Consider the following 17,227-nt stretch of genomic DNA (forward strand, 5'->3'; position numbering starts at 1 on the left):
AGCACGTGGTCAACCGCATCCCCCGCCACGACTTCCCTGTGGAGGACGTGGACGAAGCCATGGAGCCGATCGTCCAGAGTGTCGAAGAAGCGCTGTCTGAGCTCGAAACCTCAGAGTTCGATCGTTTCGACGCCCTGGATTACTCGCTGACCCTGGCCAAATGGTCCTGCCTGGCGGATCCCATGGTAGAGGAGTTCGCGACGTGGGGGACTTGGGTCACCGCAATGCAAGTTGGTTCAGGCCTGTTCATCTCGGGCACTGCTGCGGAAGGCCCGGTGCCATGTCACATCGGAATCAATGGCGAGGTCAAGAACCTCCCAGCGACCGGCCCTCAACAATATCTGCACGCAGGTAACTGGCTAACCTCGTACTACCTAGCCGTTATCTGCCGTGAAAACGATCGACTCGACCAACTCGCCCGCGTTCCTGTGTCATTTCTTCGAGAATCCGGAGCCGAGTTCGATGAGTACATCTATGCATGGGTGGAAACCCTGCAGAACGCCTGGTTCGGTCGCCGAGAGACTTGGGATACCCTGCTCACCGCCATCAACGGCACGGACCCTGCGGCACCCCACATCGCCAGTGCCGAACTCATGTTGAAGATCCTCTACCCACCACTTGAAGTTTTTCATCGCTACCAGAGGCGAGAGCCAGAACGGTTCAATGCGGCCCTGGCAGACGCACTCATCTGGCACCGCGAGTATTGGTCTGCCGACCAGGCGCGCGCCAAGAGCGGTGAGGGGTTGGTGGCTCTGGGTCCGCTCGCCGTCGCCTGCATGGCCTTCGACGCGGATATCCCTGTTCAGGTGGAGTCCGAGTACCTACCCAAGTATCTCTTGGAACGTAGGTGGGTCGGACATATTCCCACCTGAACGGAAGATCAAGATGTTCGAACCGCTCGCTGGACTTCTCCCCGGTTGGGGCAAGGTGGTCAGGAGACAGAGTGACGTGGCTGGGGCGTCGTCGGCCTGCGTCGCTGGCGCCGGTACCGCATTGCGTCTGCAACGCGGTATGAGAGAGCATGTTCGATGACTGCGAGCCCCGCACGGCCCGGTGAGGGATCCCGATCGGCCAACCGCAGTGGATAACTCAGTGGCCCCCAGCGAACCGGAATCATTACGTGTCAGCCCAGGACTACGACAGTCAGCTTCTTGAGTCGGTGGCGGTCCGCCGGCGTCGGTTGCGTGATGCCGTGTTGTTCGGTGCGCAGCGGCAGCGGCGCACCGTGGATGAGCGGCTCGGGAAGGCGTTCGCGGGTGTGGTGATCGCCGCGGTGGTGTGCGCCGGTTGTGTGGGGTGGTCGTTCATCTCGCACCGGGTGATCGGGAAGGGGCCTTACGGGACGTCGGTGCCTGCCCCGGCCGTACCCTCCGCGCCCGCCTCCGGTAAGGCCGACGGAGCACCGCAGTCTGCGAATTCGGCTCGATGATAGGTTCGAACGCGTGATATCCCGGGGGATTGTGAACCGTACGGCGCTGAGTCGGGTGACGTTGGTCGGTGAACGACGGCGGGTGGATCTGGTGCTGCCGTCCCGGGAGCCGGTCGGGCTGTTGCTGCCGGAGGTGATGCGGCTTCTCGAGGACCGGGTGGACGAGCGTCCCCTGGTCCGGCATCTGGTGAAGGCCGACGGCAGCGCCCTGGAGCCGGATGACACGTTGGAGTCGGCCGAAGTGCCCGACGGTGCTGTGCTGCGTCTGGTGCGGGTCGAGGATGCGCCGTCCGCGCCGGTGGTCCATGACGTGAGTGACGAGGCGGCCGGCGATCTGGATGTGCGGGGCTGGCGGTGGGACGCGCGGGCGCGGCGGATCGCGGCAGCGGGCGCGGGCGTGGTGTGGGCACTCGCCGCCGGGTTCATCGCCCGGCAGGGTTTCGAGGCCAGGGCCGCCGGATGGGGACTCCTTGTGAGTGCCGTGGTCGCCGCGGTGGCCGGTGTGCTGCTGGGCAGGGCCGGGCGCAAGGGACTGGCCGCGGCTCTGGTCGGGGTGAGTGCCGCTGTGGGCGCCCAGGGTGCTTGGGCGTTGGCCGACGCCCAAGCATGGTCGGGGGCGGTACGGCTGGCGGCGCTGCTCTCGGTCGTCGTGATGGCATTGCTGCTGCTCGGCTGGTTCTCGTCGTTCGGGCGGGGTGCTCTGCTGGGGGCAGGGGCCGTGGCCGGCGCCGGTGCGTTCTGGGAGGTCGCGCTCGCCTTCCAGGCGGGTGGTACGAGTGCGGGTGAATCGGCTCGCGCCGGGGCCTTGCTGGCCGTGGTGTCCGTGGTGGCGCTCGGGGTGCTGCCGCGGTTGGCGCTCGCCGCATCCGGACTGTCCGGGTTGGACGACCGGCGCTCCTCGGGAACATCGGTCAGTCGTTACCAGGTGGCCGCCGCCCTGGCCGCCACGCACCGAGGGTTGGCGCTGGCGACGGTCGTCACCGCGGTCTCCGGTGCCGTCGCCGGAGTGCTGGCGGTGCGTGCCATCACCGTATGGACGGCTGCGCTGGCCGTCACCGTCACGTTCGTCCTCGCGCTGCGGGCGCGCGCCTACCCGCTGGTTGCGGAGGTGGTTGCGCTGTTCGCGGCGTCCATGGTGGTGGCGTTGCGGCTGGCCTGGTTGTGGCTGGAGCACTCCGGACCGACAGCTCCGCTCGCCGTTCTCGGCGTACTGGTCGTGCTGTCCTTGGGTGTGCTTGCCGTGCAGCCCGCCGAGCATGTGCGGGTGCGGCTGCGCAAGGCCGGCGACGTGCTGGAGTCGACCGCTGTGATCGCTCTGTTCCCGCTGCTGCTCGGGGTGTTCGGGGTGTACGGGCGGCTGCTGGGCACCTTCGCCTGAGGAGGGGGCAGTGATGACGACTCCAGGCCGCTGGCAGGACGACGTGCTGCGCGACCTGAACCGTGCTTCTGCCGAGGACGACGCCAGGCAGGAGTCCTCCTCTGAGGACGCTCGGCCTCCGCTGCCCGTACGCGACTTGGATGAGGAGCGTCCGCGTCCGGGGCAGCCCGGCACCGCCTCCAGCGCGGGGCGTGCCACCGAGCCTGATCCACGCACGGATGCCCCATCGCCCCTCCCGCTTGCGCCGCATCAGGCACCATCACGCCCTGCGGCCGAAGCCCGCCTGCGCCATGCCGCGCCGTCTCCGAGCGCCCCTCCCGCCGTACGGCCGCCCCGTCAGGTCCGGCTGCCGATGGCGACGCCGGAGCCGGTGCCGACGCTCGACCCGCGCCTCGCCATCGCACTCGGTTCCCCACAGCATGGTGATTCGCTGGTCCGGCGTTCGGGCCGGTCGCTGCGCAAGCTGGCCTCGTCGGCCGCGCAGGAGGTCGCCGAGGAGAGCCGACTGGGCGGCATGGTGCAGCAGCCGGTGACCACGGGCCGCGTGATCGCGGTGACGTCGATCCGCGGCGGTGTCGGCAAGACCACGACCGCCGCGCTGCTGTCGCGGGCGTTCAGCCACTACCGGCACGATCCCGTACTCGCCCTCGAGGCGGACGCCGCCCTTGGCACGCTGCCGGTGCGGATGGGCGCGCAGTCCGTCCGCTGGTCATGTGTCGAGCTCGCCCGGATCCTCACTCCGTCGATGCAACTGACCGACGTCACCGGCTACCTTGTGCCCGTCGCGGACGGTGGCTGGCTGCTGCCCGCCAGTCAGGGACGGGTGGGCGCCCCACTGGACGTTGCGACCTACCGCACCGTCACACTCGCGCTACGACGCTACTTCGCGGTCACGGTGGTCGACTGCGAGACACTGCCCGGCGAGGTGGCCCGCACCGCGATGGACACCGCACACGCGCGTGTGGTCGTCGCCCCGCTCACCGCGGAGGGCGTGGGCGGTACCCGGATCGTCCTGGACTGGCTCGGCGGGCTGCCTCATGCCGCGCTGGCCTCCACCGTGGTGGCCCTCACCTCGAACACTCCCGACGCGAACCTCGACCTGAAGGCCGCCACGGCCCACCTGCGGGAAACCGGAGTCACCCTCGTGCATCTGCCCTACGACCGGCACCTGGCCGGTGGCGGACCGATCATGACCGACCGGCTGGGTGCGGCCACGCGCCGCGCGGCCACCCAGCTCGCCGCCGAGTCCCTGCACAGGGCGGTGCGGGTGCGGTGACACAGCAGCAGGTCCACCGTCCGGCCCGCTCGACGCGCCCCCTGCTCCCGCCGCCGGCCCGCACGATCGAACCGCCGCCGAACCTGCCCGAGGGCAAGACCGGCAGCCCGGCGACCGCGCTGTTGCCGATGGCCGGTGTCATGAGCTCGGTCGTGATGATGACGGTGATCCGGTCCAGTCAGTTCGCGGGCCTGGGCGCCGTCGTGCTCGTCATCGCGCTGCTCGGTGCGGTCGCTCTGTTCCTGTCGCAGCGTGGCAAGGCCCAGCGGCAGCGGCGCGTCCAGCGCGAGCGGTACCTGGAGTACCTGGAGGAACTACGCGCCGAGTTGGGCGCGGCCGAGCGGGAGCGCCGCCGCGTGGCCCGGGTTCTCCACCCCGCGCCCACCGCCCTGTACGACGTCCTGCGTGATCCCGCCCGGCTGTGGGAGCGGCGCCGCACGGACACAGACTTCCTTCACGTGCGGGTCGGTGTCGGCGACGTACCCGTGCAGGAGCTGACCATCGGCCAGCAGGCGGTCGGAGGCGTGCTCACACCGCCCGACCCGTTCATGCTGAACGAGGCGCGCGCCCTGCAGGCCCGCTACACCACCGTGTCCGACCATCCGTTGACCGTGCCACTGGACCGGGCCGGCAACGTCAGCATCGTCGGCGACCGGGAGGGCGTCCTGCGCGTCGCCCGCGCCCTGCTTGTGCAGGCTGCCGTGACCCACGCACCGGACGACGTGGCCATCGCGCTCGCCGCCCCCGGGGACCGTATCGAGGAGTGGGAGTGGGCGAAGTGGCTCCCGCACGTCCTCGACCCGCACAGCCATGACGGCGCCCTCGCAGCGCGTCGTGTCGCCCCTGGCATGGCTCAGCTGGCTCAGGTGATCGGTACGGATCTGGGACGGCGCGCCTCGTACGCGGCCGAAGTGCGCCGGGGGCTGTCCGACAACAAGGCGCTCGCTCTGACCGACCGGCTGCTGGTCCTCAGCGACGCGCACGGGGAAAACGCCGTCGAGCTTCCGCGTCCGGATGCCGCCGTCGCCCTGGACAACATGGGCGTCACCGTCCTGCACCTGCTCGCCGAACAGATCCACGAACCCGATCACGTCTCCGTACGCATCACCGTCGACGGCGACCAGGTCACAGTGGAGGACCTGCGCGGACAGCAGGTTGTGACGATGCACGGAGCGGCCGACCGCACCAGCCTCGCTGAAGCCGAAGGCCTCGCACGGGCGCTTGCGCCGCTGAGGCTGTCCGCGGAGTCTGCCGCGGAGGGCACGCCCGTCTCCGGCCCGGTCGACTTCCCGAAGCTGCTCGGCATCGACGACATGGCCGCCCTCGACCCGGCCCGGCAGTGGGCGCCGCGCGGGGAACGGGACTTTCTGCGGGTGCCGATCGGCCTGGACGACCGGCACCAGCCGGTGCTGCTCGACCTGAAGGAGTCCGCCGAACTCGGCATGGGCCCGCACGGGCTGTGCGTCGGCGCGACCGGCTCGGGAAAGAGCGAACTGCTGCGCACCCTCGTCCTGGCTCTGGTGACGACGCACGCGCCGGAGGACCTGGCGATGGTGCTCATCGACTACAAGGGCGGTGCCACCTTCGCCCCGTTCGCTTCTCTGCCACACGTGGCAGGTGTCATCACGAACCTGGAGAACCAGGCCGGACTGGTAGAGCGCGTCCACACCTCCCTCGCCGGCGAGATCAAACGACGCCAGCAGGTCCTCAAGGACGCGGGCAACGTCGCCGACATCGGCCACTACCGCACCCTGCGCGCCACCACCCGGCCCGACCTCGAGCCGCTGCCGCATCTGTTCGTCGTCATCGACGAGTTCGGCGAACTCCTCACCGCAAAACCGGACTTCATCGACCTGTTCCTGTCGATCGGCCGCATCGGCCGCTCCATCGGTGTCCACCTGCTGCTGTCCAGCCAGCGCATCGAAGGCGGCAAGCTCAAAGGTCTGGAGACGTATCTGTCGTACCGGCTCGGTCTGCGCACGTTCTCAGCGGACGAGTCGCGTACGGTCCTGGAGACCACCGACGCCTTCCACCTGCCGCCCCTGCCCGGCTTCGGCTACCTCAAGGTCGACACCTCCACCTACACCCGCTTCAAGGCGGGCTTCGTCTCGGGCGCGTACCGCGGCCCCGCCGTACGAGACAGCGGTGCTGACGCCGACCCGCTGGCCCAGCCCTATCCGGCGTTCAACACCCCCGTCGCAGAGACACCTATGCCGGGCGAGGACGCCCCGGTGCCACGTGAGCGCGAGACGGGGCCGACGGTCCTCAGCGTCGCGGTCGGCCGGCTCACCGACGCCGCCGAACCGGTACGACGGATCTGGCTGCCCCCGCTGCCCGAAACCCTCACGCTCGACACGGCCGCCGGCCCGGTACAGGCATCCGCCGACGGCCTCGGACTCACCCACGCCGGCAGCGCGTTGCAGGTGCCACTCGGCGTTCTCGACGATCCCGCCCGGCAGTGGCAGGGCCCGTGGCTGCACGACATGAACACCGCCGGAGGCCACACCGCCGTCATCGGCGGCCCGGCCTCCGGCAAAACAACCCTGCTACGCACCCTCACGCTCTCCCTCGCCCTCACCCACACCCCACGCGACGTCGCCGTCTACGGCCTGGACCTGGCTGGCGGCGGACTGACCGCCCTCGCGAACCTGCCGCACGTCGGCGGCATCGCGACCCGCACCGACCACGAGCGCGTCGCCCGCACCGTCGCCGAGGTACGCGCCATGCTCGCCGAGCGCGAGGAAATCTTCCGCGAACGGGGCATCGACTCCATCGAGCAGCTGCGGGCCTTGCGCGAACGAGGGGAACTTCCCCAGCTCGGCTCCACCGACGTGGTGCTGCTCATCGACGGATTCGGCGCCCTGCGCGACGAGTTCGCCCACCTCGACGACGACATCGCCGACCTCCTCAAACGTGGCAGCGGCTACGGCATCCACCTCGTGGCGGGCATGCTCCGCTGGAACGACGTACGCATCGCCACCCAGTCCCTGTTCGGCAGCCGCATCGAACTGCGCCTCAATGACCCCGCCGACTCCTCCGTCGACCGCAAACTCTCCGTGACCCTCTCGGCGAACACCCCCGGCCGGGCCCTGACGGACGGCAAACTGTTCGCACAGGCGGCACTCCCCCGCATCGACGCGCAAGCCACCACGGACGGCCTCGGCCCGGCCCTGGAGCAGGCAGCGGCCACCCTGCGCGCCACCTGGCACGGTGAGCCCGCCGCCCCCGTGCGGGTGCTGCCGACCAGGCTGCCCGCGCAGCGCCTGCCCTCCACCGTGGCGGAACCGCGCGCGATCCCGATCGGCGTCGACCAGGACACCCTCTCCCCGACCGTCCTGGACCTGTTCGGCACGGACCAGCACCTGCTCGTCCTCGGTGACAACGAGTGCGGCAAGACGAACCTGCTCAGGCTCGTCTCCCGCTCCCTCATCGACCGCTACGACAAGGATGAACTGGTCTTCGGCATCTTCGACCCTCGGCGCGGTCTGCGCGGCGTCATCCCCGAGCCCTACCGCGGCGGCTACGCGCACAACACCGCCCTCTCCCAGGCACTCGCCACCGGCATCGCCACCGAACTGGTCAAACGCCTGCCGGAAGCCCCCGACCCCGACGCCCTGACCGACGAGCCGTCCTTCACCGGCCCTCGGATCGTGATCCTCGTCGACGACTACGACATCCTCACCGCGGCCGGGCAGCAGCCCCTTGCCCCGTTCCTGCCGTACATCTCATCCGCCCGCGACATCGGCCTGCACTTCGTCGTCGCCCGCCGGGTCGCCGGAGCCTCGCGCGCCCTGTATGAGCCATTTCTGACGGCCCTGCGTGAAACCGGCACCACGGCCCTGGTGATGACGGGTGACCGCACCGAAGGCCAGCTCTTCCCCGGCCTGTACGCCTCCCCCCAGCCGCCCGGCCGCGGCACCCTGGTCCGCCGTGGCCGCCGCCACCAGCTGATCCAGACCGCCCTCGCACACGAGACGGAACCCACGGAGACGCCCGCATGACCAAGGACGTCATCGCGCTCACCGAGAAGACGCCCGACGCACGGACACTGCTGGCCGCCCTGTACGCCGGCGGCCCCGACCTGAGCCTGACCACCACGGACGACGGCGCGGTCATCCACCTGTGCTCACCGGCCGGCCGCCCCCTGGTCTCCGTCGAGTCCCCGCTCCTTGTCCACGTACCGGGCGAGGCCGAACGCCTCCTCAGCCCGCACATCACCCCACCACAGCCGCCGTACTGGTGGACCGAGACCCGCGCCTCCACCGCCATCCCCGCTGCAGAACCACTCGCCGGATCCGTCTGCGGACGCCTGACGATGCTGCTCGGCGGAACAACCTGGCCGCCAGAGGCGGCCCGCACTGCAGTCGTGGAGACACCCCAGGACGGCGACGACGTCACAGCGACCCGGCTGCCGGACGGCGCCCTGCCTGCCGTCGACGTCCTCACCGAGTCCACCGCGGTGGTCATCGCCGACCGCTCGATCCTGCCTCTCACCACCTGGCTCTCCGACATCCTGCGCTCAACGGCAGCGACCGGCCGTGCCCTGCACATCGTCACCCCGCCCCACGTCCGCCTCACCCTGCCCCTGCGCATGACCCTCGTCGGCGCACCGAACCGCTGGGTCGTCAAGAATCCGGAAGGCGGCTACTACGACGGCCTGTCCGGCGCCGTACTCGCCTGGCAGAACGGCACCTTCGCACCGACGGTCACTCCGGCCAAGGTCGCGGACGCCTTCACGCGAGGGGCACAGCACACCGAAGAACGCCGACTCACCCTCGCGCTGCGCACCGTCCGCTCCCCCAATACCGACCTCGTGCTCGGCACCGCGCTGGAAACAGCATGGCGCCACCTCACCGGTGCCCCACCCACCGGCTGGGGCACAGCCGAGCCGATCAACCTCCCCTGGTCACCCCGTCAGCTGACCGAACTGGCCCGGAGCCGCTCCCCACAGCCCACCCACGCCTTGGTTATCGGTCCCCCTGACCAACCGGCCATAGCGACCCACCGCACCACCCGCACCACGGCCGGCATCGCAGAGGACGTCACCCTCACCATCGGCTACCCGACAGCCGAACAAGCCCCCCTGGACGCCATCGAGCCCCTAGCCGCCGAACTCGTCGACGCCCACGGCCTGGCCACCATGCTGACCACACTGACAGTAGCCAGCGCCGACCTGACCTTGGCCCCCGTCCTTACCGCCCCACCGATCCCGATCACGTTTACCCTCGGTGCCAGGGACGTCGGAGCCATAGGACTCACCCACGCCCGCCGCCCCCCGCTCCCGATAAAGCCCGTACAACTCGGCACAACAACGAACCCGGCCCTGCACTATCCCCTCGGCAACGGAACCGACGCCGACGCCTGGCCAGCGCTGCAGACCCTCACCGCGCACTTGAAGTCCGGGACCCCGAACACGGTGTGAAGGCCCTCGCCCTCGCGTGGGAGGCGGCTTTCTCGGCCTCGCCGCATTGCTGTGCTGCTACACGCGACTGGTCCCGCCCACCACGTAGGGCACCGTCTAAAGGCCCCATGGGGCCCCGGGTCGGCTCAGGCATCGGCGGACCCGGACGATCCGGACGGCGGTCCGTCCTGCCTGAGCAGGTCAGTGGCGCGGTAGGAGGTCTCGTCCGCGTCGGACGGGAGAAAGCGGCTGGCTCTGCCGCTCCAGGTAACGACGAGTTCGTCGCGGGCACGGGTGGCGGCGACGAACACCAAAGAGAGGCCCGCTGTCCCTCCTGCCGGTAGCGGTCCGGATTCGTGAGCCGGTACTGCTCGATCCGCTGGTGCGGCACCTGGCCCTCGCCTACAGACGTCAGGAACACACGCTGGAACTCCAGCCCTTTGAAGCGGTGAATGGTGCCGATACGGACGGCGTCCAGGCCGGGACGGACTCCGTCCTTACCGGGTTCCACGGCCAGCAGCCCGAACTCCCTGACGAAGACGTTGGCGAACTCTTGCGCGGAGCCCCCGTCGGGAACGCTCACGGCCATCGCCGAATAGGGCGTGCCGTACGCTCGTGGCGTTCCTTGATCAGTACGGCGCCAGCGCGCATCTCGGTCCGCCGATCCGGAGCACACCAGAGCTGGCGCGAGGCCCGTCAGCACGGACCGATAGCCGTCGAGGCTGTCGGTGCCGGTGTCCAGGTCGTCGAAACGCTCGCCCTCGATGAGACGGTTGGCGCTGCCCAGGATCTGCCGGGTGGTGCGGTAGTTAAAAGTGAGGCGGCGTGAGGCCCGGCCACGCACCTCCATGCGCCTCGTCGACAACGATGTGCCGGTAGCGGGGCTTCAGCCACATCCCGCTGCCCGCCTCCCGGTGGACGAGGTCCCGACCACCCTGCTCTTCCTTGTAGCGGGCCTGCTCCTCGACGCGGGCCATGCGGCGCTGCTCGAGTCCGGCCGCCCGGTCGGCGATGAGCGCATACGTGGTCCGCCGCGTCGCGTCCAGGTGAGCTCGGTAGGCCTGGACGAGCTGCCACACCTCATGGCGCTGCGCCGTGCTGATGCGGGGGCGTCCCGACCGGGTGACGCGCCGGTAGGAGTCCCAGCTGCCGCACCCATGGGCGAGGATTACATGCCTGAACTCGGCGTCCAGGAAGTCCGCGTCGCACGCCAGTAGGTCCGTCTCGGTGAGCACGGTGTGCCACAGAGCCATCGCCGCATCGTCGTCCAAGGGCAGGCCCAGGTCCAGGCGGGACTCCGAGACGACCTCGTGGGCGAGTGCGTCAACAGACTCGACGTCGACGCGGCGCAGCAGCTCGTCGCCGCCGAGTTGGCGCAGTCGCTCCTTCAGGTCCAGGGCCAGATTGGTGTTGTAGGTGGTGAGAAGAACCGGGCGTGAGTGGCCGGGCGGCAGCCTGTCGACGAGATGGCAGACGCGGTGCAGCGCGACGACGGTCTTGCCGGTGCCGGGGCCGCCGGTCACTTTCGCTGAGCCCTTGACGTCCGCTGTAGCGATGCGGTGTTGCTCAGGGTGGAGGAACAGCCGCCAAGCGTCGAAGCTTCTACCCAAGGCGTCGAGCACCGCATCGTCGTCGGTCTCCGCCTGGAAGACGGCACGCTTGGCTGCCCGCGCCCAGTCGCCGGTGTTGACCTCCTCGTCAGCCCGCCACTTGTCCGTGATGTGCCAGCGTACGTCGTCCGGGTCCATACCGCCGCGCAGGGCGAGGAGGACGTCACGGGTGAGTTCGGGAAGATTGTGGGCGAGCAGTTTGTCCCGCTGCTCGCCCTGTGGTGACCTTGTCGAGGGTCGGCAGCAGGGACGGCACCACGCTGAGGTCGGTGAGGGCGCGGTGGCCGTACCGCGCGAAGAGTGGGACAGCCCGGTCGCCCAGCGGGACGACGTTCTCGCTGACCTCGCTCTGGTCGACGACTTCGACACCGCCCGAGACGGGGTTGATCTCCACGGTGAAGCGGGCGAGTTCGTCACGGGCGCGTGCTCCGTCGCGGACCGCGAGGACCTGCATCACGTCTCCGCCATCCGTCGGCAGCAGCAGCACCATGCAGTGGCTGTCGGCCCAGGAGCTGGAGTAGGGGGCCGCCCCGGACGTCCTCGCCTCAGGCGGAGCCCCGCAACGGCTACCTCGGCCCCGAACGTCGCGCCAGCTCCGGCACCTACTCCCATCCCAAGGAACGCCACCAGCACATCCTGGCCCGCTCTACCTTCTCCGAGATCGAGACTGCCCACTGGGACCACACCCTCGTCCGGGACCTCAACTCCGTGATCGGGTGGGTGTTCAGCCTCTCCTACAGCAGCCCCGCCCAACTCGGCGACCAGATCGACGCCATCGAGCGTGACCTCCGACAGGCACACGGCCCGAGCAATCCACTTCCTCTGCGCAGCGTTGTTGCTGTGAGCCACGGATGGCCTCCACCTGTGTACCGTGCGCCAGACCGATCACCACTGGCAGGGCACTGGGGGGCTTCGCGGTGACCGAACTGAACATCCCGGACATCTACTGGGACGATGAGAACGCTGTACGTCTGCTGGTCGAGTACTTCACCGCCGGCGCGCAAACGGCGACCTGTTCTACTCCGGCGCGCACTTCGAGCGCCTGGGCGGGGGCGGTGACGCCGAACAGGTCGCCGACCGCTTCGACTCCAACGACTTGGTGGCCATCACCATGCTCAGCGTTTCCCTTGACCCGCACGGGGCCATCAACTTGCTCACCGAGCATGACGGCCACTGGGCGCGGCTGCTGTCACTCATCCTTCGCAACGCCCGCTTGGAGGATCCTAGGAACGACGCCCTCATTGCACAGGGCGGCCCCGCGTGGGAGCTGTGGGAACGCCTGGCCGACAACAAGCATCCGAACAAGCCCGACGGCAGCGGCCCCGTGATCGCAGGCAAGCTACTGGCCCGCAAGCGTCCCCACCTGATCCCGATCTACGACATCCGTGTCAAACAACTCTTCCAGCTCCCGAAGAACGATCACTCCTTCTGGGCCTCGTTGGCAGTGACCCTACGGGCGGACAACGGCACCTTCTACAACCAACTGGTCCACCTCCGTCGCAAGGCAGGCATCGGGGAAGACATCAGCGTTCTGCGCGTATTCGACGTCATCGCTTGGATGCACCAAGGCAAGCAGAGCCAGGCTGTAGCAACCTGAGCTGCCACGGCCGTGATTCCGGCCACGCTCAAACCAGGCTTGTCGACCGACGCGATTCTCTGCTGGTCTGCGACGGTGGCAGGGCTGCTCGCCCACATGACGGAGCGAGCCGGAGGACCGCGGCTCCCGCCGAGGACTCGTGCCCATGGCCAAGCGCTGACCGCGTACCGGTTCAATCGGCGTATGGTCTGGATCACTAGCTGGGTGCCGCCGATCAGCGGATTTTTCCGATGCCATGTTCTGTCCCCCGCCGCCGGGACTGCCCGCCTGCGCACCATCCCGCAGCCCGACGGCCCCCGGCACCAGGACCAGCGTGCACATCCCGTGCACAATCCCCCCGGCAACAAGCGGGAAGCCCAACCGTATGCAAGGGGGCCCCGACCAGGTAGCTTCCCCTGGTCAGAGCCCCAATGGCAGACGAGTCGGGCTGTACGCCGGGTATTCCTGGGGCACCTTTCTGACCTGCGACTTTGGGGGATTGGACCGGCTGTGACCTGCTAGGACAGGTTGCAGAGGCGATCGGAGGCAGTCAGAGGAAACCGCTCTGATTCGACCCGAGCACTCGGTCGAGCCGCGATGTGGACGCCTGCCTCCGCTGAGGAGCCAGGCAACGGGAGGCTACGGCAGGCTCCGCTCCGAGGCCCGAACTGTGGTAGGCGGCACTTGGCGCGGGCCACGGAGCGCTCCCCCAGCAAGAAGACACCATGACGAGGAGGTCAACATGGATGGCAGACGAGACAGATCGCCTGGGCTCAGGGCGCGCATGGCCAAAGGCACACACTTATCACCCCACGTCTCGTACAGCCACTTCAAGGGATCGCCCTCCACTCGGGCTTGGGACCTGCCCACCGGCACATGCGACCGCCTGGGACCGGCCGAGCGAGCAGTGCGAGGTGCGCAGAGTGGGACCAGCATGTGCGTAAACTCAGTCAAACAATGCGCCCCCTCATACGCAGGTGATCACAGATACATTGGGCGCGAGGCCGCCACGAGCCCCGGAGGAGATCATGTCCACGACCGCAGGGTCGCCCCCGGTCGTCGTCACCCTGGCGGAGATCGCCCGCATCGCGGGAGTAGGGCGCGCCGCCGTCAGCAATTGGCGGCGACGGTACGACAACTTTCCCTCCCCTGTCGGCGGCACCGAGACAAGCCCGCACTTCTCACTTCCGCAAGTCGAAGAGTGGCTCAGGCGGGAGAACAAACTCAAGACGGGGGTGAACCCGCTCGACCGGCTCTGGCCGGAATACGAGTCCCTGGGCAACCGGGAAACGACGGGCCTGCTGGTGGCCCAGGTAGGACTCCGGCAGAGCAGCGTCAAGGCAGGCAGGCCGGCGGTGGAGCCGCTCCTTGATCAGCGTCAGGCCCGCCTTCTGGAGCGCACTCTCGAACTGACTGAGCCGGACGAGAAGCACAGCATCTTCGACCTCCTTCTGGAGCGGTGGCTCCGGACCCACGTGCGGCAGATCACGACGACTCCGGTGCAGCTGGCCCGGCTCATGGCCCAAGCCGCAGCCATGAACCACCCAGGACCAGTACGGACCGTCCTGGATCCTGCATGCGGGGTGGGGACGTTGCTCGTCGCAGCCGGCCGACAGTGGGGTGCTGACCGTGCGGCGGGATTGTCTTTCCTAGGCCAGGACAGCGACGCGGTTCTTGTGGAGCTGGCCAAGGCGCGCCTGGCGGTCGGCGGGTTCGCCGAGCGTGACCTGTCCAACGTCTCGTTGGCAGTGGGTGACACGTTGCGGGCTGATGCCCACCCCGGAGCGCAGGCCGATGTGGTCCTGTCCAACCCACCCTCGAACGAACGTGACTGGGGTCACGCGGAACTCGCCACAGACCCGCGTTGGGTGTACGGGCAGCCTCCGCGCACCGAGCCGGAACTCGCCTGGGTTCAGCATGCTGCGGCAACTCTGGCTCCTGGCGGCGTCGCGGTTCTCGTGCTGCCGCCCGGTGTGGCGGCGCGCCGCGCGGGTCGCCGGATCCGGGCCGGTCTCCTGCGGTCCGGCGTGCTCCGGACCGTGATCGCCCTGCCGCCCGGTGCCGCCCCGCCTTACGGTGTCGGGCTGCATCTGTGGATCCTGTGCGCGGATGGTGCCGAGGGCCCGGGCGGAGCAGACCGAGCGGAGCTCACGTTCGTGGACACCACACACGGCGGTGGTTCCGTGTCCGTCGACAGAGGCGGCGTCGACTGGTCCGCCGTGACGGCGCAGATCGTGGGGGTCCTCGGCGGCACAAGCACGCAGGGAAGCGTCTCGGTTCCCGTGGTCGACCTGTTGGACGACCAGGTGGACCTCACGCCCGCACGGCGTGTTCCGAGGACGCGGGCCGCCACCATCGTCGACCTCAGGCGCCTCTGGACGCGGTTCGACGCGCATATGAGGGAACTGCGCGATGCCGCCGACGCCCTGTCCGCACTCGTACCCGCCGACGGCGACGAGACGGTTCCCCTCATCAGCGTCGGCGAGCTGGAACGAGCCGGAGCCCTGGAGATCCGGACCGGGCAGGGGCTGCCGGAGTCTCTGGTGCGCCGCGGGGAACGCCAGGAGGACGAAGCGCGCGTTCTCACGGGTGCTCCGCTGTCCGGGCAGGCGCAGCTGTGGCTCCCGACGTCGGCCGTCGCGGCGGGCGAGCAGGACGGCTCGCTCACGGTCACAGCGTCCCAGGACGTCATCGTCTCGGTGCTGGCCCGGGCCTTCGACGTACGGGTGGACACCGACGCCCCGTCCGTCCTGGGGCCCCAGCTCGCGGCGCTCAGGGCGAATCCCGCGGTCCTCGACCCATGGTTCCTGTCCGGCTGCCTGCGTGCCCCGGCCAATGTGCACAGGGCCGGCACCCACGCGTCCACCACGTCACGCATCGACGTACGGCGTCTGCACATCCCGAGGCTCACGCTGGAGGAACAGCGGCAGTACGGCGAGATCTACCGGAAGATCACCACCTTCGAACGCGAACTCACCGACATGAAGAGCGTGGGCGGCGAGCTGAGCCGCGCGCTGGGGGACCTGCTGGCCGCGGGGCAGCTTCCTCGGGCATGATCCGCCTACGGCTCGGGCAGCCGGGCGAGGATGTCGGTCACCTGCGCTTCGTAGCCGGATTCGGCCAGCTCGGCAGCGACCTCACGGCAGCGGCTCGTCAGCCGGTCCGAATCCGGTACGGCGACGAGAGAGAGACTGTGCACCACCGCACGCCAGCCGCGGAACGCCCCGGTGAAGTCACCCTCGGGCATGAGGCATTCGGCAACCCCGAGGCGGGCCTCCAGCACCAGAGGATCCGAGGGATCTCCGTCCTGCGCCACCTGCTCGTACTGCTCTTTCGCCTCACCTGTACGACCGTCGAGCCGGGCGGCGTCGGCACACACCAGCCGCCCCTCCAGGACGACCGGCTCGCGGGCACCCCAGTCCGACACCGCCTTGGGCAGCAGGTCGAGGAGTTCGGCGCAGCGGTCGCCAGGACCGTCGGCGAGCAGTTCCGCCCGGGCCTGGGCGATCCGTCCCGCGAACTGGTTGCGTCCCAGCCACCCGCCACGACGGCGGGCCGGACGTCGCGATGCGGCACGGGGGGTGAGCCGCGTGCCCGCCGCGTCTGCCACTGACCCCTCCCGCAGGCGATAGCGTGCGGTCGGGTCCGGATCCAGTTCCGGATCCGGGGCCGGGTCGCCCGGCTTCGGCAGGAAGTCACGAAGAACGTCCAGCACTTCGTCGATGGTCTCGGGGCGGTCGGCTGGGGCCTTGGCGAGGAGGTCCCAGGCCAGGTCGTCCAGTTCCTCGGGAATGCCGATGTTGATGCTCCGCAGGCGCGGCGGCAGGTCCTCGAGGTGCTGGGTGTCCCTGTTCCGGTCCGGCTTGTCCTCGAAGGGCCTCTCGCCGGTGAGGAGTTCGAACAGCACACAGCCGAACGCGTAGAGGTCCACCGAGGCGGAGATGTCCTGCTGGCCTCGCAGCTGCTCCGGGGCCATGTACCCGGCGCTGCCCGGCGTCGCACCGAGTGCGGTGTAACGGGTCGCGTCGGGGTCGGTGAGGTAGGCGATACCGAAGTCGAGCAGCTTCACCGCCCCGTCCGCGAAGGCGATGACCACGTTGCCCGGTTTCAGGTCCCGGTGCACGACACCGTTCATGTGCGCGTGCCCGAGGGCTTCGGCGACCTGGACGGCGACGGCGACAGCGGCGTCGAACGGGAACGGCCGGCGCATGTCCAGGAATTCGCGCAGGCTGACCCCTTCGACGTATTCCATGACGAGGTGGGGCTCCTCGCCGAGGTAGCCGCGGTGCAGTAGGCGCGGGATCCCAGGGTGCTTCAGTTCCTCGAGAATCGCGCCCTCGCGTTCGAACCGTTTCAGCAGCTCGACCCGGCGTCGCGCGCGCTCTGCCGGAGTGAATCGACCCTGTGTGTAAGCGTCGAGCCGCAGCACCTTGACGGCGACCGACTGCCCGGTTTCCAGATCGGTGGCCGACCAGATGGTGCCCATGCCGCCCTGGTCGAGCGCCTCCTTGACTCGGTAGCGGTCGTCGAGGACTTCCCCGGCTTCCACGCCTCACC

Annotated in this window: 12 protein-coding genes; 8 read left to right on the forward strand and 4 right to left on the reverse strand. The window is 69.2% G+C overall.

Annotation, left to right across the window (positions count from 1 at the left end; translation table 11 throughout):
- The first annotated feature begins 5 nt into the window (after window positions 1-5).
- The 6 genes from OG956_RS05735 (at window position 6) to OG956_RS05760 (ending at window position 9,505) form a co-directional block, all read left to right on the forward strand.
- Window positions 6-872 carry an immunity 49 family protein gene (locus OG956_RS05735; protein ID WP_330336843.1) on the forward strand — a complete coding sequence of 289 codons (867 nt, stop codon included), beginning with the start codon at window positions 6-8 and terminating at the stop codon, window positions 870-872.
- 248 nt (window positions 873-1,120) lie between these two features.
- The gene (locus OG956_RS05740) at window positions 1,121-1,429 is read left to right on the forward strand and encodes a hypothetical protein (protein WP_330336844.1); all 309 of its coding nucleotides are present in this window, start codon (window positions 1,121-1,123) and stop codon (window positions 1,427-1,429) included.
- A 13-nt stretch (window positions 1,430-1,442) separates the two neighbouring features.
- Complete coding sequence (gene eccD, locus OG956_RS05745) at window positions 1,443-2,807, forward strand: type VII secretion integral membrane protein EccD (RefSeq protein ID WP_443065533.1); 1,365 nt, start codon at window positions 1,443-1,445, stop codon at window positions 2,805-2,807.
- Between the two features lie 352 nt (window positions 2,808-3,159).
- Window positions 3,160-4,083: a MinD/ParA family ATP-binding protein gene (locus OG956_RS05750; RefSeq protein ID WP_330336846.1), complete on the forward strand. Its 924-nt coding sequence runs from the start codon at window positions 3,160-3,162 to the stop codon at window positions 4,081-4,083.
- Complete coding sequence (gene eccCa, locus OG956_RS05755; RefSeq protein WP_330336847.1) at window positions 4,080-8,084, forward strand: type VII secretion protein EccCa; 4,005 nt, start codon at window positions 4,080-4,082, stop codon at window positions 8,082-8,084. The genes OG956_RS05750 and eccCa overlap by 4 nt, the downstream gene beginning before the upstream one ends.
- The gene (locus OG956_RS05760) at window positions 8,081-9,505 is read left to right on the forward strand and encodes a DUF6177 family protein (protein WP_330336848.1); all 1,425 of its coding nucleotides are present in this window, start codon (window positions 8,081-8,083) and stop codon (window positions 9,503-9,505) included. The genes eccCa and OG956_RS05760 overlap by 4 nt, the downstream gene beginning before the upstream one ends.
- On the opposite strand, the gene OG956_RS40190 is transcribed toward OG956_RS05760, so the two are convergent.
- The 3 genes from OG956_RS40190 to OG956_RS05770 are packed head-to-tail and all read right to left on the reverse strand — an operon-like array spanning window position 9,465 to window position 11,584.
- Window positions 9,465-10,334, reverse strand: a complete 870-nt coding sequence (locus tag OG956_RS40190; protein ID WP_443065534.1) for a 3'-5' exonuclease — start codon at window positions 10,332-10,334, stop codon at window positions 9,465-9,467. The genes OG956_RS05760 and OG956_RS40190 overlap by 41 nt on opposite strands.
- Window positions 10,294-11,232 carry a UvrD-helicase domain-containing protein gene (locus OG956_RS05765; protein WP_330336849.1) on the reverse strand — a complete coding sequence of 313 codons (939 nt, stop codon included), beginning with the start codon at window positions 11,230-11,232 and terminating at the stop codon, window positions 10,294-10,296. The genes OG956_RS40190 and OG956_RS05765 overlap by 41 nt, the downstream gene beginning before the upstream one ends.
- Before the next feature lie 25 nt (window positions 11,233-11,257).
- Window positions 11,258-11,584: a hypothetical protein gene (locus OG956_RS05770; RefSeq protein WP_330336850.1), complete on the reverse strand. Its 327-nt coding sequence runs from the start codon at window positions 11,582-11,584 to the stop codon at window positions 11,258-11,260.
- 552 nt (window positions 11,585-12,136) lie between these two features.
- Between OG956_RS05770 and OG956_RS05775 the strand changes: the two genes are divergently transcribed.
- Window positions 12,137-12,691: a DUF6308 family protein gene (locus OG956_RS05775; RefSeq protein ID WP_330342750.1), complete on the forward strand. Its 555-nt coding sequence runs from the start codon at window positions 12,137-12,139 to the stop codon at window positions 12,689-12,691.
- Window positions 12,692-13,698: 1,007 nt separating this feature from the next.
- A complete protein-coding gene (locus OG956_RS05780) occupies window positions 13,699-15,726 on the forward strand; it encodes an N-6 DNA methylase (protein ID WP_330336851.1) in 2,028 nt (675 codons plus the stop codon).
- 5 nt (window positions 15,727-15,731) lie between these two features.
- Here OG956_RS05780 and OG956_RS05785 read toward each other — a convergent pair whose 3' ends face one another.
- Window positions 15,732-17,219 (reverse strand): serine/threonine-protein kinase, encoded by a 1,488-nt coding sequence (locus tag OG956_RS05785; RefSeq protein ID WP_330336852.1) that lies wholly within the window; start codon window positions 17,217-17,219, stop codon window positions 15,732-15,734.
- Window positions 17,220-17,227 lie beyond the last annotated feature (8 nt).

The organism is Streptomyces sp. NBC_00557 (assembly GCF_036345995.1).
Lineage (GTDB): Bacteria > Actinomycetota > Actinomycetes > Streptomycetales > Streptomycetaceae > Streptomyces.